This window comes from Mesorhizobium sp. USDA 3734 (assembly GCF_056279665.1).
Window position 1 is genome coordinate 4,590,838 of sequence record NZ_JBWCCW010000001.1, and the last position, 19,848, is coordinate 4,610,685.

Annotated in this window: 15 protein-coding genes and 1 pseudogene; 2 read left to right on the top strand and 14 right to left on the bottom strand. The window is 60.2% G+C overall.

All coding sequences use genetic code 11. From position 1 onward, the window contains the following. Positions 1 to 249: 249 nt before the first annotated feature. From ACZ89F_RS22240 to ccoN, 13 genes are all read right to left on the bottom strand, one after another. Positions 250 to 2,178 (bottom strand): putative bifunctional diguanylate cyclase/phosphodiesterase, encoded by a 1,929-nt coding sequence (locus ACZ89F_RS22240; RefSeq protein ID WP_476094210.1) that lies wholly within the window; start codon positions 2,176 to 2,178, stop codon positions 250 to 252. Between the two features lie 225 nt (positions 2,179 to 2,403). Beyond that, a complete protein-coding gene (gene ubiM / locus ACZ89F_RS22245) occupies positions 2,404 to 3,585 on the bottom strand; it encodes a 5-demethoxyubiquinol-8 5-hydroxylase UbiM (protein ID WP_476094211.1) in 1,182 nt (393 codons plus the stop codon). Further along, positions 3,585 to 3,980 carry a globin domain-containing protein gene (locus ACZ89F_RS22250; RefSeq protein WP_476094212.1) on the bottom strand — a complete coding sequence of 132 codons (396 nt, stop codon included), beginning with the start codon at positions 3,978 to 3,980 and terminating at the stop codon, positions 3,585 to 3,587. Before ACZ89F_RS22250 ends, ubiM begins: the two co-directional genes overlap by 1 nt. A gap of 41 nt (positions 3,981 to 4,021) precedes the next feature. Continuing rightward, the gene (locus ACZ89F_RS22255) at positions 4,022 to 5,923 is read right to left on the bottom strand and encodes a glycoside hydrolase family 127 protein (protein ID WP_476094214.1); all 1,902 of its coding nucleotides are present in this window, start codon (positions 5,921 to 5,923) and stop codon (positions 4,022 to 4,024) included. Next, positions 5,920 to 6,042 (bottom strand): hypothetical protein, encoded by a 123-nt coding sequence (locus ACZ89F_RS22260; protein ID WP_476094215.1) that lies wholly within the window; start codon positions 6,040 to 6,042, stop codon positions 5,920 to 5,922. Before ACZ89F_RS22260 ends, ACZ89F_RS22255 begins: the two co-directional genes overlap by 4 nt. Positions 6,043 to 6,388: 346 nt before the next feature. Beyond that, on the bottom strand, positions 6,389 to 6,544 hold the full coding sequence (gene ccoS, locus ACZ89F_RS22265) for a cbb3-type cytochrome oxidase assembly protein CcoS (protein ID WP_476094217.1): 156 nt from the start codon (positions 6,542 to 6,544) through the stop codon (positions 6,389 to 6,391). Continuing rightward, on the bottom strand, positions 6,541 to 8,823 hold the full coding sequence (locus tag ACZ89F_RS22270) for a cation-translocating P-type ATPase (RefSeq protein WP_476094219.1): 2,283 nt from the start codon (positions 8,821 to 8,823) through the stop codon (positions 6,541 to 6,543). The genes ccoS and ACZ89F_RS22270 overlap by 4 nt, the downstream gene beginning before the upstream one ends. Next, entirely contained in the window at positions 8,820 to 9,317 is a 498-nt protein-coding gene (locus ACZ89F_RS22275) for a FixH family protein (RefSeq protein WP_476094220.1), read from the bottom strand. Before ACZ89F_RS22275 ends, ACZ89F_RS22270 begins: the two co-directional genes overlap by 4 nt. After that, positions 9,314 to 10,873: a cytochrome c oxidase accessory protein CcoG gene (ccoG, locus tag ACZ89F_RS22280; RefSeq protein ID WP_476094221.1), complete on the bottom strand. Its 1,560-nt coding sequence runs from the start codon at positions 10,871 to 10,873 to the stop codon at positions 9,314 to 9,316. The genes ACZ89F_RS22275 and ccoG overlap by 4 nt, the downstream gene beginning before the upstream one ends. Before the next feature lie 153 nt (positions 10,874 to 11,026). Continuing rightward, positions 11,027 to 11,890: a cytochrome-c oxidase, cbb3-type subunit III gene (ccoP, locus tag ACZ89F_RS22285; RefSeq protein WP_476094223.1), complete on the bottom strand. Its 864-nt coding sequence runs from the start codon at positions 11,888 to 11,890 to the stop codon at positions 11,027 to 11,029. A gap of 2 nt (positions 11,891 to 11,892) precedes the next feature. After that, positions 11,893 to 12,042: a cbb3-type cytochrome c oxidase subunit 3 gene (locus ACZ89F_RS22290; RefSeq protein ID WP_476094225.1), complete on the bottom strand. Its 150-nt coding sequence runs from the start codon at positions 12,040 to 12,042 to the stop codon at positions 11,893 to 11,895. Between the two features lie 12 nt (positions 12,043 to 12,054). Beyond that, positions 12,055 to 12,756 carry a cytochrome-c oxidase, cbb3-type subunit II gene (gene ccoO / locus ACZ89F_RS22295; RefSeq protein ID WP_476094226.1) on the bottom strand — a complete coding sequence of 234 codons (702 nt, stop codon included), beginning with the start codon at positions 12,754 to 12,756 and terminating at the stop codon, positions 12,055 to 12,057. A gap of 1 nt (position 12,757) precedes the next feature. Then, positions 12,758 to 14,377: a cytochrome-c oxidase, cbb3-type subunit I gene (gene ccoN / locus ACZ89F_RS22300; RefSeq protein ID WP_476094228.1), complete on the bottom strand. Its 1,620-nt coding sequence runs from the start codon at positions 14,375 to 14,377 to the stop codon at positions 12,758 to 12,760. 142 nt (positions 14,378 to 14,519) lie between these two features. On the opposite strand from ccoN, the gene ACZ89F_RS22305 reads away from it, so the two are divergent. Then, positions 14,520 to 16,865, top strand: a complete 2,346-nt coding sequence (locus ACZ89F_RS22305) for an autotransporter assembly complex protein TamA (RefSeq protein WP_476094230.1) — start codon at positions 14,520 to 14,522, stop codon at positions 16,863 to 16,865. A gap of 361 nt (positions 16,866 to 17,226) precedes the next feature. Here ACZ89F_RS22305 and ACZ89F_RS22310 read toward each other — a convergent pair whose 3' ends face one another. Beyond that, positions 17,227 to 17,973 (bottom strand): Crp/Fnr family transcriptional regulator, encoded by a 747-nt coding sequence (locus tag ACZ89F_RS22310; protein ID WP_476094232.1) that lies wholly within the window; start codon positions 17,971 to 17,973, stop codon positions 17,227 to 17,229. 159 nt (positions 17,974 to 18,132) lie between these two features. Here ACZ89F_RS22310 and hemN point away from each other — a divergent pair. Continuing rightward, positions 18,133 to 19,483 (top strand): annotated as a pseudogene (gene hemN, locus ACZ89F_RS22315) (oxygen-independent coproporphyrinogen III oxidase). The last annotated feature ends 365 nt before the right edge of the window (positions 19,484 to 19,848 follow it).

The following is a 19,848-nucleotide window of genomic DNA, read 5'->3' on the forward strand; positions in this document are numbered from 1 at the left end:
TCGGATTACCCATCCGGGATCTGAACTCATCTGAACCGGCCTTTGCAGACGCGACTCAGCGGAGATTTTATACAACCGTCGTCCTTTTGTTTTACCGAACCGAGCCCGGCATCTACTTCCTAACCGAGTTTACGTCGAACCCATTGCGCTCTTGGACGCCAGTGATCAACGCGTTTCCCATTCCCGCCTCACCGCAGCCCATCGGTACTTTAACGCTCTGCTCGATGCAGTGACTGATGACGGCGGCGATCAACATCGCTTCGGGCGCTCTTTAACTGCAACCTCAAGCGCCTGGCTGAGAGGCACCGCCTTGGAGAATAGGAAGCCCTGAGCAGTTCTGCAGCCGAGCTTGTACAGAATTTGCCGGTCCGCCTCTGTTTCGACGCCCTCGGCCATGACATCGATCCCGAGCGCCCGACCAAGATCGATCACGGTTTTGACAAGCAGCCGGTCCTCCCGAGACTTGGTCAAGCCGCGGATGAAGCCTTGATCTATTTTCACCTTGCGTATCCGACTGTCCTTGAGCGATGCCAACGTGGAAAAGCCGGTGCCGAAGTCATCGAGCGCGATGGAAATGCCGGCATGTGAAAGCCGTCCGAGCTTTTCATCTACTCTGTCCGGGTCCACTGGAGATTCTTCAGTAATCTCGATTTCGAACATCGTTGCCGGGAGGTTTTTCGCCGCCAGACCATTCAGAACCATGTCGTCGATATCGCCGGCTTCCAATTCGCGCGGTGAAACATTCATTGCCACACGAACATCTCGACGGTCAGCTTTCACCAAGCCGTCGATAAGAGCACAACAGTCGGAGAATACCGTTTGCGTTAACAGTTGAAGCATTCCGGTTTCGCGTGCGGCTGTCATGATTTCGGGTGGAGAGATGGAACCATGGATCGCATGGGACCACCTCAGCAGTGCTTCAAAACCGATCACGGCCTCGGTATCGAGTCTTACGATGGGCTGGAACCAAGGTGCCAACCTTCTCGCCTCTATCGCCGAATGAAGGTCGCGTTCGATGGACTGGCGACGTTGCAATTCCATGTCGAGTTCGGCATCGAACAGGCGAAATTCGTTCCTGCCACGACGCTTGGCCGTGTAAAGGGCGACATCCGCCCGGAGCAACATTTCCGTCAGCCCCGGCCTTTCAGCCAAGTATATTCCGATCGATGCACCGATCCGGACGGACGCGACCGCAGGATAGGGGCTGGCGACTTTGGCTATGATATTGGATGCGAGGCTGCTGGGAGAAAGCGAACTCTTGAGTGACGGAAAAAACAGCACGAACTCATCGCCGCCGATACGGGCGAGCGTTGAGCCTGCCGGCGCTTCCTGCTCTATCCGGCGGGCGATCATGGCGAGCAGTTCATCACCGGTCCTGTGACCGTAGGTATCGTTGATAGATTTGAAGCCGTCTAGATCAATCAGCATTGCCAGGAAGGGACCGTCTGTATTCTCGAGCTGATTGATCGCGTGTTCAAGGCCCCGTCTGTTGAGAAGGGCCGTCAGGGGGTCCTCTCTGGAATTGCGCTCCATTTCCGCCGCAAGCCGCTCCGCCTCATGTCTCAGGCGGCTTGCTTCGCGGAAGCGGGTTTGCCCTACAAACGAGCTTCGAACCAAGCCGCCCATGAAAAGCAGAACGGCAAAAGCCAGAACGTAATCTTCAAAGTTGCCTTTCGCCGACAAGCACCCCACCGTGATCAGGAGTGGCGGTGTGATGAAGTTGGTCGCTACTGCCGCGTATGAACTGCCGTATGTAACCGCACCAGCTGAAATGCCCGCCAGAATAATCAGATGCAGCGGCGCTTGAGGTGTCGTGTAGCCAACAGTAAGGACGGCAAGAAAGGACCAGGCAAACCCTGCCAGAAGAGCAAGGACGCCAAACCAGCGAAGCCGCTGCGAAATCCCTGTTACCGTCTCCTTTAGCTGATAATGGGCGAGTGCAAGGCGGGCGGCATTTATGGCATTGACGACTAAGAACCAGATTGCGGCGGCAAAGCCGTTCCCGGAAAGGGCCTGCACGGTCAAAATCAGGCCGGATAGGACCATGCTTATCGGCATTGACACGAAGAGACCTGCCCTCAGATCACAAAGCTGATCCTGAAGGATTCTGGCCTCCAGCGCGTCTTCTTCTTTCAGGGTCGGGCGGGTCAGCTTGCATCTCCTGCTTGTACGCAGCACATCCCTATGCAAGCCTACTAAAGGAGGGGTTAACTACTCAGCGCGATATCAGCGTTTGGGCTGATAAAGCGCTGACACAATGCCTCTTCGGGCGACATTTAGCGCCTGCCGCGGGAAGCTGTCGCCTCTGCGTGCAGGGGCAGCGAATTACTCCGGGGAATGTGGCCACTCTGTCCCAAGCGCCCCCAATACATCGAGCAAAAGTCCAAAGCTGCTGGTACGGTTTCATCGCCTAAGCATGGCCGAAATGCCGTGCCGCACAAAGGGAACATGTTGGGCGAACCGAAGCCCCACATGTCTTGCAAGCCGTGCCGCCGGGTTCTCGCTTGAGTAGAGCCCGACGAGAATGTTCGTGCCATGGAAGAGCGGCGCCGCTGACACGCGCAGCCACCTTTCGTATCCGTGCAGCATGTCGGGATCGGCAATCTCGCGACCGTCGCGACATGATGTTAGGATTCCAGAGGCGAGTTGCTGCTGGCTGCTGATACCGATGTTGAAACCATGCGCAGTCACCGGGTGCATGCCGATAGCAGCGTCGCCGATGAGTGCGGCGCTGGGAGCTCGGAATTTGTGCGCCCAAGTCGTGACCAGCGGGTAGGTATGGCGCTTGCTTGCCAAGGTCATTTTTCCAAGGCGCCCTCGACACCGGTTCGTCAATTCCCTCAGAAACAAATCGTCGCGGAAGGCAAGCAGTCTCTCAGCGTCGTTTGAGCGGAGAGTGAGCAGCAGCGACGACACGCCCTCCGCCAGGGGCAACATCGCTATCGTTTGATGGTGATCGAACCATTCGATTGCCACCTGGTGGTGGGCGTGCTCATGCCGCACCCGGCATATTAGCATCGAGTAGCCAAGCCGATTGATATCGGCGCCTATGCCGAGCAGATCACGAGTGGCGGACAGACGTGAATCGGCGGCAACGACAAGCCTAGCGTTCAACTGCATGCCATCAGACAGCGTTACGACTGCTCCTGTCTGGCTGGTTGTTGCATCTACGACCGAGTGGCCGCACAGCAGCCGCGCGTGTTTCTGCAAGTGGATGATCTTGAACAGCGCGTCGCGGATCCGGCAATTTGGGACCAAAACTCCGAGGGGTTCTCCAGACCCGCTGGGAGGATCGAAACGCAGAGCGAAAGGGCTCGAACCGTTTAGCACGCGCGCGCCGTGAAGCGGTGATTTGTCCGAAGCGGGGATGGCGTCCCAGGCGCCGAGCTCGCGAAGGATTCTGATCGAGGCGTGGGTCAGCGCGATTTCGCGACCATCAAAAGGCGGATTGGCGAGACTATCGATTGAGTTCTGTTCGACAACTGCGACATTGAGTTGGCTTTGAGCGAGTGATGCGGCGAAGGAAAGGCCGACCGGCCCGGCTCCGACGACAACGATATCGAATCTGTCATCAGGGCCGCCCATCAGCGTGACGCCGTCGCGGTGGCTATCCTCGTGAGACGCTGGTTGAGTTCAGCCTCCTGTTGTGCGCTGCGTTCCAATGCCCATCGCATAGCCTCAAGGCGCAGGGCGGGAAAATCCGCATAAATCAGCAACGAAGCAGGCAATCGCCTCAAACGCGTACGCGGGTGATCGGACCAGCGCTCGCGTCCGCGCAGCCAAGCACATAGCCAGCCACCAAGCGAGATTGTCACGTGGGCGGTTTTTGACCGACGCAGCGCCCATAGCTGCCTGTATACAGAGTCGGCTCCAATCAGGTCGTGGAACTCGTCAACCAGAGCACGGACCGGTGGACCACCCGCCAGACAAATGAAAATGTTATTTGAGGCTTCTGATGACTGCATGTTGTCGGCATTCATTGGTTGAGAAGTGGCCTCTCCATACGGCGACAGCGCTGAATTCAGCTTTCCAGCAGCCACACTTGCATGGAGCCTTTCGCCCGATTGTCCCAGAGATAATATGGCAGAGCGGTTAGCCGACAGCCTGAAACGATCGGGGGCGCATTCCTGTACAGGCTGTCTCCCCACCCTTGGTCTTCGACACGCTCCGCGGAGGCAGTCAGTGTGACCACGCCATCGAAGAGATCGCCCCGTTCCACCGTTTCGATCCTGGCGTCTCGCGGCAGTTTTAGCTGCTGCACCGCCCCCCCGGGATTGTCGACCTCTTCAACGCAATAAACCAACGGCCCGCGCTTGAGAGCCACCCGGCCGATGTCCTGCTTGACCGACGGATGAGCATAGATGCGCTCGGGAGACATCGGTAGCTCGAGGGCGATGATGTCTCCGGCATTCCATAGCCGCGAGATCGAAAGATAGCCATTTCTGGTGCATGCCGTCACGTCGACTGCACATCCCCCAACCGAGGCTTCGGCTTCATGAGCCCAACCGGGAATGCGGAGGTTGATGGTGAACTCGGCCGGCGCGTGAGGGCTGACCTCGATCCTGATCGAGCCGAATAACGGATAGGCGCTGGTTTCCCGTAGGAACACATTGCCCGTAGCGAGCTGGATGTTCGTCGAAATGCCGCCGTAGAGATGGAACGCGATTGCGTTTTCACTGGCCGAGACGAAATAGCCTCCGACCGAAGCAATAAGACGAGACGTATTCATCGTGCAGCATGGGCACGGGTGCCAGGCCCATCTGCTGCGTCGCCCATCGCTCTCGAGCGGATTGGAGTAGAAATAGCGCTCGCCATCGCGCGAAAGGCCGGTCAGCGCTCCGTTGAACAAGGCCTGTTCCAGAACGTCGGCGTATCGGCCGTCGAGTTCGAGATGCAGCATGCGATGTGCCCAGAAGATCAGGCCAACCGAGGCGCAGGTCTCCGCATACGCCGTATCGTTCGGCAGGTCGTGGTCCTCAGTAAAGCCCTCATTCGCTGCAGCCGGACCCAAGCCGGACGTGATGTAGATTTTCGAGGAGATGACGTCGGCCCAGAGCACCTCGCATGCTTTCTTGAGGCTGTCGTCATTCAGTTCCGCCGCGAGGTCGGCCATGGCAGAAAGCATGTACATCGCTCGGACCGCGTGTCCGACCACCTTGGTTTGCTCGCGCACCGGCCTGTGCGATTGGTTGTACTCATATCTTTTCGCCCAGAGATCCCTGGGGTTCTCCCCGCGCGCGACCGCTTCCTGATCGAAGTAGTGCGGCTGGCGCCCGCGCTCATTCATGAAATAGGCCGCGAGATCGAGATGTATTCTCTCTCCCGTCAAGCGATAGAGCTTAACGAGAGCCAGCTCGATTTCCTGATGGCCGCAATAGCCGCGCTGCTGGCCGGAGTTCGGGCCGAAGGTCTTGCGCACATGGTCAACATAGCGCTCAAGGATGTCCAGGAGCCGGCGCCGGCCCGTCGCGAGGAAGTAGGCGATGCCGCCCTCGAGCAGATGTCCAAGATTGTAGAGTTCGTGATTGTCGCGCAGGTTGGTCCAGCGCTTGTCGGGCTCGCGCTGCAGGTACCAGCAGTTCAGATAACCGTCGGGAGCCTGCGCCTTTTCGAGATCATCGACGATCTTTTCGATCCGTGCCTCGATGTCGGGGTCACGCCTGTGTGACAGCGCGTACGATGCTGCTTCTATCCACTTGCCGGCGTCGGAATCCCAGAACACCTGCCCGAAATCGTGCTGGTTGCCTGGGACGTTCAGTGGCAGCGACTGGTTCGGCAGTGTGAGGGATAGCAATACACCTTGCTTGCCAAGCTGGACGTGCTGGCTGGGGATGGTCCGTGTCAGCACCGTCTCCAGCCGCTCGCGCCAGAATTGCCCCTCGAGCGCGACATCAGCGAACCGAACTGGCTTGAACTCGCTCATTCGAACGCATCGGCTCCTGAAATGACGTGCACCGGCCTGCTCGCGGCTTCGACGATGCCCGCGCCACCAGCGAACCCGGCCAGCACCTGATGCCGCTCAGCTTCCGTCCGGCTAGACATGCGTTCTCCCTTGAAAGACTGGTCGATTGAAAGCAGGCCGACGAGGAGTCAGCACTGATCTGGGTCAGCCAGACACGACAAACGCGCCGCGGGTATACGATCGACCGGTCGATCCGCTCCGTTGCACTTGGAACACGTACATCGCCAAGCGCTCGTCCGGCCGTGCGAGGTACTTCGTGGCATCAGCCGCTTGCATCGCGGAATGGGCGACGCGGTCCTTCGAGCGACAGAGGCTTTTCACAAATCAACGTCAAACCCGGCTTGGGAGGCTAGCTGTGGAGCCTGAGCGACGAGGCCGACGGGCTGACGACCCACGCCCGCACAGTCGTCTGCACGGCGGCTTGAATCAGCATTCCGGCCTCTCCTCCCGGTCAATGAGGATACGCTCGGCGGCTCCATCGAGATCCTCGTATTGACCGCTCCTCAAGGCCCACAGGAAGCCGGACAGTCCCAACGCGCCGAGAAAAAGAGCGACGGGTATGAGATAGACAAGCGTCGTCATGAGGATCGTGCCAATGCGCCGATACTGGAACGTTTGCCGTGCGTACGAACCGTCTCGGGTGGGCTCGCAGCAAAGCCTTGCAGCCTCAGCGCATTGCCAATGACAAGCAATGAAGAAGCCGACATCGCGATTGCCGCGATCAGCGGCGTGACGTGTCCCAGGATAGCGATCGGCACGGCGATGGTGTTGTAGACGATTGCGATGGCGATGTTTTGCCGGATCAGCCGTCCGGCCTTTCGCGAGATGTCGAGGGCAAGGGGTACTACCGAAAGGCTTTCGCGCAGGAACACGAAATCCGCTGCTTTGCGGCCGACATCGGCCGCCGTCGCTGGAGCCATCGAGACGTGTGCCGCGCCCAGCGAAGGTGTGTCGTTGAGGCCGTCGCCAACCATCAGCACCTTGTGGCCATCCTTCGCGAGCGTTTTGATACACTCGACCTTGCCAGACGGAATGAGCGCCGGGACAAAGTGATGGATGCCCAACGTCGCCGCGACCTCGCCACAGGCAGCTACAGTATCTCCAGACAGCATTTCCACGGAAACCCGCGCGTTGTTTAATTGCTCGATAGCCGCTCTGGCGTCTGCACGCAGCACGTCCTCGAAGACAAAGGACGCCACGATGATCCCGTCTTTGGTCAGAACCGTTCCGCCGTATCTGCTTTCGCCGCCGGCTCGGGCCTTCCACCCGGCCCAGCCGCATCGGCCAAGCCGCCAGGTGCTGCCGGCGGCGGTGGCTTCTATCCCGAAACCAGGGTGCTCGCTGACGGACCTCAGCTTCGGCTCACCGGCATAGCCGGCACAGCCGGCTATGGCCCTTGAGAACGGGTGGCGGGAATGCGCCGCCATGTCGGCGGCGATTGCCAGCATGGCCGGATCGATGGACGACGCGTTGACGAGCCGGGGCTGTCCGAGCGTAAGCGTTCCTGTCTTGTCGAACACCGCCGTGTCGATCGCCGCCAGGCGCTCCATGGCCGAACCGTCCTTGACCATGACGCCGCTTTCGAACAGACGCCGCGCGGCGACCACCTGCACGATTGGCACGGCGAGACCGAGCGCACATGGGCAGGTGATGATGAGAACGGCGATGGCGATCGTTATTGCCCGGTGCCAGTCGCCGGTGGCCACCATCCAGCCAAGGCACGTCACGAATGCGGTCAGATGGACCACTGGAGCATAGAGCGCTGAAACGCGGTCGGCGATCCTGCGATAACGCGCACGTCCGCCCTCGGCGGCTTCCATCAACCGGACCATTTCGGCCAGGAAAGAATCCTTCGCGGCGGCCGTCGCCTCGACGGTCAGCGGGCCTGTGAGATTGAGCGTGCCGGCCTGCACCGATTCCCCCGATGTCACGGTTCTGGGTGTGCTCTCGCCGGAAACCAGTGAACAGTCGAGATCGGAAGAGCCTCGAATGATCTTGCCGTCGACGGGAATCCTTTCGCCGGCGGTGATCAGCAGGTGCAAGCCAGGTTCGATCTCCTCAACCGGCAGGTAATCGCGCGAACCGTCCTCGCGCAGCACCATGGCGCCCCGCGCCGCCAGCCGTGACAGGCCGTTCACGGCGGTCCGGGCACGCTCGCGCATCACGTGATCCAGCGTGCGGCCGATCAACAGGAAGAACAGGAGCGACACCGACGCGTCGAAATAGGCGTGGTCGCCATGGTTGATGGTCTCGTAGAGGCTCATTGCGTAGGCGAGCGAAACGCCAACCGCAATCGGCACGTCCATGTTCATGCGACCGTGACGCAACGCATTCCATGCCGAGCGGAAATAGATTCCGCCGGCGAAGGCGAGCGCCGGGATAGCGATCAGCGCCGAGACCCAATGGAACAGGTCACGCGTCGCGCCTTCAGCGCCTGACCAGACCGAGACGGAAAGCAGCATGATGTTGCCCGCAGCAAAGCCGGCCACGCCGACGGCCCGGATCAGCTCCGAAAGCGTCTTGTCCTTCTCGCCAACCTGCTGGTCGAACGGATGCGCCGCGTAGCCCAGCCGTCCAAGCGCGGCGGCGAATGGCGGAACCTCATCCCCACGCCACCGGATCGATACCCGTTTCGTTGACAGGTTGACCCGAACGCCCTCGACGCGATCGAGCTTTCCGAGAGCCGTCTCGATCGCATGGATGCAGGCCGCGCAGTGAACCGTCGGCACCGACAGATCGGTCTGGCTAAGGTCATCGCCAAGCGAGCGGCTTGCCAACCTGATCTCCTGGCTCGATGGCAAGCTGGATGTCGCCCCGTCCAGATTCAGCGCCATTTCAGCGCCCGGCGCACAGCAGCTCATAGCAATGCTCCCTGAGAAATCATGATTCGGCGAACGTCGCGATAAGGCTCTGCAAGACCAGCATCGGTGTCGATTTCGACGATCCAGACGCCATCCCTTAGCGTGTGCTGCGCGGCAAATTCCTGGCCCGAGGCAGCGGCGAGAGTGACAGCTTTGTCCGCGCCCTCGTAGGCAGGATGACGAAACAGCACCTTGACACTACGCAAGGGAACCGGCTTGCCGGCGGCATCGCTGAGACTGTAGCGGACTTCGCCCCAAGAGATCGTCAATTTACCAGTCCAGCCGAGCGCCGCCTGTGCGCGCCCTTCCTCGACCTTTCGGTTGAATTGCTGGCTGGCCACATAGGTGTTTTCGACGACCAAGCCGGTCCAGCTCATGCTGGCGAGTGTTGCCATGGTCAGATTCACACCAACGATCACGCCGAAAAAGCCAACAACAATAAGCAACATATGCCTGCCGGTGAGTTCGCGGGGGCTTCGTGCATTGACGCTCATCTGGCGATCTCCGGTGCGTTGAAAGTGGCCGTGTATTCGTCGGCCTCGAAACTTGCTTTGTCTTCGACCCGGAACTTGAAGGTTTGCGCTTGGCCCTTGAGCTGCTCAGCCGGCTGGCGGACGAAAACCTTCAGCATGTTTAGCCGGTCTGGTCCGACAGCGATGGCAAATGAGCGATCTGCTGGCTGGTCGATTCCAACGACGCTCATGTCGGCTCCCTGTAAGCCCTGCATGGTGACAATAATCGTTCTTGGCTCTGGGATCATGTTGAGCAGCTTGACGGTGTAACCGTTGCGGATCGAACCGTCGGACAGCGTCACGAACTGCGGATTGCGGTCGTGCAGAACGTTGACCTCGAGCCGGTCGCGCGTCAGCAGCGAATAGAGCAGCGCAATGCCGACCGCCGACCATGCACCCATGTAGATGAAAGTGCGCGGCCGAAAGACCTTGCGAATATGGAAATCGGCCAATTTGTCGGAGAAGGCGCCGCCGGCGGTCCTGACGAGCGACGGGTCCACCGAGCAAGAGCCGCCTGCCGTCGCCACCGCCATGTTGGCGTTGTAATCGGACAGCGTCGCATAGGAGATCAGCCCGCGCTCCTTGCCGAGTTTGTCCATGACGCTATCGCAGGCATCGATGCACAGCGCGCAAGTGATGCATTCGAGCTGCTGGCCATCGCGAATGTCGATCCCCATCGGGCAGACGGCGACACAGGCATTGCAATCGACACAGTCTCCGACCGACTGCCCGGCGGCCTGGACCTTCTTGGCGTGCCGCGAGCGAGGTTCGCCGCGCCAGTCATTGTAGGTCACGGTGAGCGAATTTTCGTCGAGCATGGCCGCCTGAATGCGCGGCCACGGGCACATATAGGTGCAGACCTGCTCGCGCATCAGCCCGCCGAATGTGTAGGTGGTTGCCGTCAGCACGCCGATGGTGATGTAGGCGACCGGCGCAGCGGTGCCAGCGAAGACCTCGCCAATCAGCGATGGCGCATCGGCGAAATAGAAGATCCAGGCGCCGCCGGTCGCTGCCGCTATGACCAGCCAGATGGCGTGTTTCCACACACGCAGCACAAACTTGCGTGCAGTCCACGGTCCGGCGTCGAGCTTCATGCGGGCATTGCGATCTCCCTCGATCGCGCGCTCTACAGCCAGAAACAGATCGACCCATACGGTCTGCGGACAGGTATAGCCGCACCAGGCTCTGCCAACTGTGGACGTGATCAGGAAAAGGCCGATGCCGGCCATAACGAGAAGGCCGGCCACATAGAAGAACTCCTGCGGCCAGATCTCGATGAACAAGAAATAGAAGCGGCGGTTGGCAAGATCAATCAGCACGGCCTGATCGGGAGCACATGGACCTCGATCCCAGCGCAGCCAGGGCGTCAGGTAGTAAATGGCCAGCGTGATCGCCATCACCAGCCACTTGAAGCGACGGAAATTACCCGAGATTCGCTTGGGGAAAACCTTCTTGCGTGGGGCATAAAGCGGCTGACGGGTGTTGGGGAGGTCGATCGCTTGTGCTTCGGGCGGTTCTGTCTGCGTTTTATCACGCACGTAGCATCTCCAGTCCCGCAGCCGATGTCAGGGCCGCCCGTGGAACAGCCTCCCCGTAGGGCGGTCCGTGCCGCAGCCGGAATGGTGTCGAGGCCCGGCTCACGCCGGGCCCCGTCGCTTGGCCGGGGGAGGGCCGAGAATAGGCTTCCGTTCCTATTCTCCGCCGCCAAGCGAATGGATATAGACCGCAAGTTCCTTGATCTTGACCTCGCCGAGACGCCCACCCCAAGCCGGCATGACGCCTTGCTTTGGCGCGCGAACCTGTGCGGCAATAGCCGCCTCGCCCGCTCCGTACAGCCAGATCGCGTCGGTCAGGTCGGGTGCACCAAGCTCCCTATCTCCCTTTGCCTTATCTCCATGACACGCGGCACAATTCTCGGCGAAAACATCGGCCCCGGGTGTAACCAACGCTTGATCGCCAACAGCGCCGGAGAGACTCGAGACATAAGCGCTGACCTGTCTAATCTGCTCGGGTGTAATGATGTCACCAAAGGCCGGCATTTCCGACAGGCGCGTATCGGGATCGGAGGCAAAGCGGATGCCATGCGTGATTGTCTCCTGGATCTGATCGGCCTTGCCGCCCCACAGCCAGTCGTCATCATTCAGGTTGGGAAAACCCTTCGAACCCTGGGCGCCGGAGCCATGGCACTGAACACAATTTACCTTGAACGCGGCGCCCCCCGCATTGATGGCGACTTCACGCAGCGCATCGTCGGCCGCGATCTCCGAGACGGTTTTGGCCTGAAGGGCGGCAACATACTTGCCTTTGGCCACCTCGGTCACCGCAAGCTCGTTCTTGACATCGTTGCGGCTGGAATAGCCAAGCACGCCTCGGGTGGCGGATCTCAGCATAGGCCATGCGGGATAAGCGATGGTGTAGCCGATCGCCCAGACGATGGTGACGTAGAAGGTGATCACCCACCAGCGCGGGAGCGGATTGTTGAGCTCCTTGATCCCATCCCATTCATGACCGGTGGTCGAGACGCCGGAGACTTCGTCAATGTGCTCACCGCTCATGATCAGCCGTCCTTGAGAGGGATTTGAGCAGCTTCATCGGCTCGCGTCCTGCTGCCGGGACGGAGCGCAAAGGTGATGCATCCGACGAAGAACAGCGCCATAGCGAGCAGGCCCCAAGTGTCGGCAAACGCCCGCATGAAGTTGTAGGTCATCACCATTTCTCCTCAGCGGTAACCGGCGGCTTCATCGTAGTTTTTGAAATCGACCAGGGTGCCAAGCACCTGGAGGTAAGCGACCAGCGCGTCCATCTCGGTGACCTGTTGCGGATCCCCATCGAAGTCACCGAGCTTGGCCTTTGGATACCTAGCTTCAAGACCGGATGTGTCGACGTTGGGATTCGCCTGCGCCATGAGATCGGCATTCGCGTTGGCGATCATGTCATCGGAGTACGGCACGCCCACACGGCTGTTCGCAATCAGGTGCGTCGAGAAGTCCTTCACCTCGATCGGCGTTTCCTTCAAGAACGCGTAGCTCGGCATGATCGATTCCGGAACCACTGAGCGCGGATCCACAAGATGCTGAACGTGCCATCCGTTCGAGTAACGGTCGCCGACGCGGGCGAGGTCCGGTCCAGTGCGTTTCGATCCCCACTGGAAAGGGTGATCGTACATAGACTCAGCCGCCAGGCTGTAGTTTCCATAGCGCTCGACCTCGTCGCGAAATGGCCTGATCATCTGGCTGTGGCAGAGGTAGCAGCCCTCGCGCACATAGATGTTGCGGCCGGCGAGTTCGAGCGGCGAATAGGGCCGCATGCCCTCGACCTTCTCGACCGTGTTGTCGAGATAGAAGAGCGGTGTGATTTCGACGATACCACCGATCGTCACCACCAGGAGGGAGCCCACAAGAAGAAGAGTGGCGTTCTTCATTTTAGGCTCCTGATCGCGAAGGTCGGACGGCGGCGATCGGATGCGGCATCGGCTCCTCCTCGCGTTGGTAGCCAAGGATTGTCATAGTGACATTCCAAGCCATTATCAGTGCGCCGGACAGGTACATTGCGCCGCCGATGGCACGCATGACGTAGTAGGGATGCATGGCGGCGACAGTTTCGGCGAAGGAGAAGACTAGAAAGCCCTGCTCGTCGTACTCGCGCCACATCAGGCCCTGCATGACGCCGGAGACCCACATCACCGCCGCGTAGACGAGAATCCCGAACGTTGCCAGCCAGAAGTGCCAGTTGACGAGCCGCAGCGAATAGAGCCGCTCGCGGTTCCACAACTTGGGCACCATGAAATAGACCGCGCCGAACGAGATCATGCCGACCCAACCGAGCGCGCCTGTATGGACGTGCCCGATGGTCCAGTCGGTGTAGTGCGAGAGCGAATTGACCGTCTTGATCGACATTATCGGGCCTTCGAAGGTCGACATGCCATAGAAGGCTATGGCCATGACCATCATGCGGATGATCGGGTCCGTCCGCAGCTTGTCCCAGGCGCCGGACAGCGTCATCAGACCGTTAATCATACCGCCCCATGAGGGCATCCAGAGCATGATCGAGAACGCCATGCCGAGCGTCTGCGCCCAGTCGGGCAAGGCGGTATAGTGGAGGTGGTGCGGGCCGGCCCAAATATAGAGAAAGATAAGCGCCCAGAAGTGGATGATCGACAGCCGGTAGGAATAAACCGGCCGGTTGGCCTGCTTGGGCACGAAATAATACATCATGCCGAGGAATCCGGCGGTGAGAAAGAAGCCGACGGCATTGTGGCCGTACCACCACTGCGTCAAGGCATCCTGGACGCCGGAGAAGGCTGAATAGCTCTTCGAACCCACAAACGAGACGGGCATCGACAGATTGTTGATTACATGCAGCATCGCGATCGTCACGATAAAGGATAGATAGAACCAGTTGGCGACGTAGATGTGCGGTTCCTTGCGCTTCAGGATGGTGCCGAGAAACAGGACGAGGTAGGCGACCCAAACGATAGTCAGCCAAATGTCCACATACCATTCGGGCTCAGCGTATTCGCGGCTCTCGGTGATGCCGAGCAGGTAGCCGGTCGCGGCCATGACGATGAAAAGCTGATAGCCCCAGAACACGAACCAAGCGAGATCGCCGCCGAACAGCCTGGCGCGGCAGGTGCGCTGCACTACGTAGAGCGACGTGCAAAGCAGCGCATTGCCGCCGAAAGCGAAAACCACGCCGGATGTATGCAGCGGCCGCAAGCGGCCGAAGTTGAACCAGGGCTCGACATTGAGATCCGGGTAGGCAAGCTGCAGCGCGATTACGACGCCGACCAGCATTCCCACCACGCCCCAGAACATGGTGGCGATTGCACCGTAGCGGATCGGCCCATCCATATAGGCGGACGGGTCGATTGCAGCTGGCGCTGCGAAGCTCGTGTTCCGAAGAAGGATGGCCATAAAGCCAAGCAGCACGGTGAACAGCACCCACATATGCTGCCTAAAAGGTTCGTCCACCCCGAAGCCGGCAGCCACCAGGGCCGCAAAAGCAACCAGGCTTAGAAGGACGATCTCTGTGCCGAATTTCATCGCAGGTCCCGATCTCGAATCCGGTGAACGCCAAATCCGCTGTGCACTCATCGCGTAGCCGCCGCCTGTTCGCCCTGATCCATGTCAGGGCCGCACGATTTTTCGGCAGCTAGGTGACCTAATGTCGGCGTCTGAAAGGCAGATGTCGGGAGGAACCGCGCCACGGCGCGTGTTTTCGCTCGCCTTGCTTTCCGCCTTGCTATGCTCGACAGCACTGGTCGGCGCGAGCGGAAATGCGGATGAAGATGCCGACATCGTCGATCCGCTGCGCTATGCGTTGACCATCGAGGCGCCCGACGCCGACGAGGATCTCGCCGAGAAGCTCGAAAACGCCTCGGCGCTGAAGGACGACGAAGAACGTCCGGTCTCCGGTTCGCTCGGCCTGCTGGCCAAGGCGCGTGCCGACCGCGATCAGCTTGTCGCCGCCCTTTATGCGGACGCCCGCTATGAGGGCGTCGTCACCATTACCATCGATGGCAAGCGGCTCGACGATTTGCCGCCCGACGCCGAATTTTTGGGTCCGCAGCCGATTCCGGTGGTTATCAACATTGCGGCCGGGCCGAAGTTCACGCTTGGCGACATCAGGCTGGAGGGCGACGCGGCGGGGCTGGCTGGCGCCGATTTCGGCCTGATCGCCGGCGGCGATGCCGGTTCCGGTGCCGTGCTCAAGGCCGAGGCGTCGATCGTGCGGGCGCTCAAGGAACAAGGCAGGCCGCTGGCCAAGGTGACGGCCCGCGAGATCGTTGCCGATCACGCCACCTCGACGCTCGACGTGACGCTGACCGTGGCCGCCGGGCCGGTTGCCGGCTACGGCGACACCACGGTCGAAGGCACCGAGAAGGTCGACCGCGATTTCACCGAATACATGACCGGCCTGAAGCGCGGCCGCCAATATTCGCCGGAAGAGGTCGACGAGGCGCGCGACCGGCTGCTCGGGCTGGAAGTCTTCAACAGCGTCACGCTGAAAGAGGCCGACGGTCTCGACGCCGACGGCAACATCCCGATCGGCGTTGAAGTGAGCGAGCGCAAGCCGCGCTATTTCGGTCTTGGCGGCACCTTCTCCAACACCGAGGGGCTCGGCCTCGAAGGCTATTGGGGTCACCGCAATCTGTTCGGCCGTGCCGAAAAACTGCGCATCGAGGGCGAAATCAGCGGCATCGGCAGCAACGAACTGACCGAGCTCAACTACAATGCCGGCATCATGTTCGAAAAGCCGGGCGTGGTCGGGCCGGCGTCTAAATTCTTCGCCGGCGCCAACACCGTGCTGGAGCATCCCGACGCCTACGACCGTTTCTCGGTCAAGGGCAACACCGGCCTGTCGTATGACCTCGACAGGCAGCAGACGGTTTCGGCGGAAGTCGCGCTCGACTATTCGAAGATCACCGATTCTTTCGGCAAGCACACCTATCTGATTGCCAGCGTTCCGCTGCGCTATGTCTACGACAACCGCGACAGCCGGCTCAACCCGACGACCGGATTCAGGGCGCTGGCCTATGCCGAGCCGAGCTACGACATTTTGAACGGTGCCGCCTTCGTCAAGCTGAGGGGCGAAGGATCGGCCTATCAGGCGCTCGACGCGGCCTCGAAGTTCGTCCTGGCCGAACGCGTCGCCATCGGCTCGATCATCGGCGCCGGCCTTCAGGATGTTCCGGCCGACCGGCGCTTCTATTCTGGCGGCGGCGGCTCGATCCGCGGTTATGCTTATCAGGGCATCGGTCCGAAGGACGCCGACGGAGAGCCGATCGGCGGGCTGTCCTTCTTCGAGACCTCGTTCGAGATGCGCATCGCCATCACCGACACGATCGGCGTCGTGCCGTTCGTCGATGCCGGTGCGGTATCGAATATGTCGGTTCCCAACTTCTCCGACGTCAAGGTCGGCGCCGGTGTCGGCCTGCGCTATCTCGCGCCGTCGGGCCGCTGCGCATCGACGCCGCCATACCACTCAACCGAACCCCGGCGATCGGAAGTACGGCATCTATGTCGGCATCGGACAGGCGTTCTGAGTGATGGAGATATTCAGGCGCATCCTTCGCATTGTCCTCTACACGCTGTCATCGAGGTCGCCGGAGCGATTGGGGCGCTCGTTGTCCTAACCAGGACCGAGCGTGGACGAGACAACCTCGCCGGCACCATTTCGCGTCTGGCTTCGACCGACGAGCGCAAGATCAGCGGCATCAACGGCATCTGCTCGGGAGCGCTCAGCGTCGACCATGTCGTGCTGAAGGACTGCGAGGGCGCCTGGCCGGTGGCGCGCAAGGTGGCCATCGTTGGTCGCCGCTGGCGCTGCTGTCCAAGAACTTCAGTGCTGAATGCCCGCGGCCGAGCGCATCGAACTCGCACCTCGGCCGGTGATCGGTACGCAGCCAACGGCGCCGAAGCCGCGCCTTTGACGGTGGAGACGGTGCTCAACGTCACCCGCCAACACGGCAAGCAAGGCAATGACGATGCGAACGTCCGTTTTTCGCCGGCGGACAGCAAGTTCGCATAATCTCAAGACGTCGGAGCCGGCCGGCGGCGGCATCGCGATCTGTTCGGTCAGCCGGATGCGCCTCCGCATCGTCGTTTCGATCACCGGATCGGGCGTAGAGGCGATCGCGGGCGATGTGGATGAGGCAACGTCTGCAGAGGGGCAATCTTGCCCCCACCGGCCGGTTACGCGTTGGCCACCCTAGAGGATCAATGCTTCGTCGGAATGTGCTCAAAACACACCATTGGTCATTGTGATCCGAAAGAAAGCGCTGAAGCTGTTGCGATCGTGCTACGCGGCTCCTTCGAAGGCTGGCGGTGACACGCATAGAACGCGAACATGTCCTGCCGCGGACCCGAATAAGCGACGTGGGCCTCGCGGGTTAGGGTTGCCGCGCGCCTAGGCCGCCACAGCGCTGCTCCAGACGGCTCATGCTGTCCACCATCACATGGCGTGTGTTCTCGATCCGGATCACGCCGTCAGCCCGCAATCGCGTCAGCTGCCGGGTCACAGTCTCGTTCGTAATTCCAAGGAAATCAGAGATCTCGGCACGCGTCAGCGGCAGATCGAAGGACGCTGACCTGGCTGCCGGGTCAACACTGGAATCCATATTCCGAGCGATCATGAGGAGAAAACTCGCCACCTTTTCCGATGCGGTCTTGCGCCCCAACGTCACCATCCACTCGCGTGCTTCATCGAGTTCATTCAGCGTCTGCTTGAGCAGGCGATGCTCGAATTCCGGCGACTTCTTCATCATCCGTTCGACGGCTGCCCTTGGAAACGAGCACAGCGTGACAGCTGTCACCGCTTCCGCATTGATCAAGCTTTCCACCTTAAAAGGACGTCCCAGAAAATCCGGTGCAAACTGGAGACCGACGATCTGCTGGCGCCCATCCGAAAGGCTCTTTGTCAGCTTCACCACGCCTGAAAGCACGTTCGAATAGCTGTCGACCGCCTGTGCGTCGCCGATCAGTTCCACTCCTGACTCGATCTGGCGCCGAGAGCAAGTCTTGGCGAGCCCAACCAAATTATCTGGATCGAGCGCACCGCAGACGCCGCGACGCCGTGCCTCGCATGAGAGGCAAAGAACGGGAATGCCGGAAGTATGAATGTCGTGCCGTACTGTCATGCGCTCGCTCCACCCGATCCCAATTGCCGGCAGGGTACCAATCTACGGTAGAGAAATCCTTGCGGCAGTTTGTCCTTGCTCGTGGTTTGATCAAAATCAGGGATTTGGCTCACCAATGCGTCCAGAGTCCCAGCGATGCAAACACGGTGGACAAAGGACATGCAATCGGCATTAGCTGCCAGGATTGGCGAGAACGTCCCGCGATATACCAGTTATCCGACTGCGCCGCATTTTCACGCAGGCGTCGATGTCGCCGTTTATCGCGACTGGCTGGAGGCACTCGAAAGTGGCGGCGAGATCTCGCTTTATCTGCACATCCCCTATTGCGACAGACTGTGCTGGTTCTGTGCGTGTCATACTAAGCAGACGCGTCACTATGAGCCGGTGGCCGCCTATCTGCGCTCGCTAAAAGCGGAGATCGCGACGGTTGGCGGGTCTCGTCAGCAGAAAGGGGCATGTCCGCGCAGTCCACTTCGGCGGCGGTTCGCCCACCATGCTGAAGCCCGGGGACATGGTGGCTCTTGGCACGTTTTTGCGCGACAGCTTCGATTTTGTCTCGGATACGAAAATCAGCGTCGAGATCGATCCAAACGACATGGATGAGGCGCGCCTTGATGCGCTCGCCGGAATCGGCATGACCAGGGCGAGTCTCGGCGTCCAGGATTTCGATCCAAAAGTGCAAAAGGCAATCAACCGCGAGCAAAGCTTTTTGCAGACGAAGGCTGTCGTCGACAGAGTTCGCTCCTGCGGGGTCGGTTCTGTGAATCTGGACCTGCTCTACGGCTTGCCGCACCAGACCAGGGAGAGCGTCTGTTCCACCCTAGCGCAGGCGCTGACGCTGGAACCGGACAGGATGGCGTTGTTCGGCTACGCGCATGTGCCCTGGTTTAAGAAGCACCAGACGATGATCGACGAAGCGTGGCTGGCTGGCCCTGCCGAGCGGTTCGTCCAATCGCAACTCGCTGCGCGAGCGATTGTGGATAAGGGATATGAAACAATTGGGCTCGATCATTTTGCCAAGCCGGGCGATGCCTTGGCGATAGCGTCCCGCGCAGGGGCTTTGCGTCGCAATTTTCAGGGCTACACCGAGGATCGCTGCGAGACTTTGATCGGACTTGGCCCCTCGTCCATCGGCCGTTTTCGCCAGGGCTACGTACAGAACAAGACTTCAACCGCCGAGTACGCAGGTATGGTTGCGCACGGCGGGCTGGCGACTGTCCGGGGTATCGCGCTTTCCGACGACGACCGCGTTCGCGGCTGGATCATCGAAAGGCTGATGTGTGATTTCGCCTTCTCGGCAGTCGATCTGGTGGAGCGCTTCGGCAAAGCCGGCCAGAAGCTCCTTCTTCAGTCGAGTACCATGGCCCTCCACGATCCCGTTCGATTGCTGGAACTCGATGGCGACAGTTTGGTCGTGCCGGCTGAAAGTCGCCCCTTCGTCCGAAGCATCGCGGCCAAGTTCGACAAACATTTTCAAAGCGGAACGGCCAGGCACTCGGTCGCAGTTTGAGCCAGATAGTGCGGTCGCGGTTTGAGTCGGTCGCGAACCGACTGCTCGACGTTTGACTAGCCATTGGCGACCTTAGCAACAAGACGCGTTCAGAACCTGATGGGAAAGTCGTTCGCCATAGGCGACGCTATCGTCCGCGTACCTGAAGATGCGAAAGTTAAGGTGTCTCTCTCTCTCTCTCTCTCTCTCTCTCTCTCTCGTGGGGGAAACGAACGACACATAGCCATTACCAATCGAAGACGGGCAAAGTTAAACTGATGCGGAGCATCTACGTGCTGCCGATGATGACATCGACCCAGTGTTACTCCGCATTCTTGGTATACCCGGGTGCCTGGGCTTCGGCACGACCACTAGGCCGCGACAGC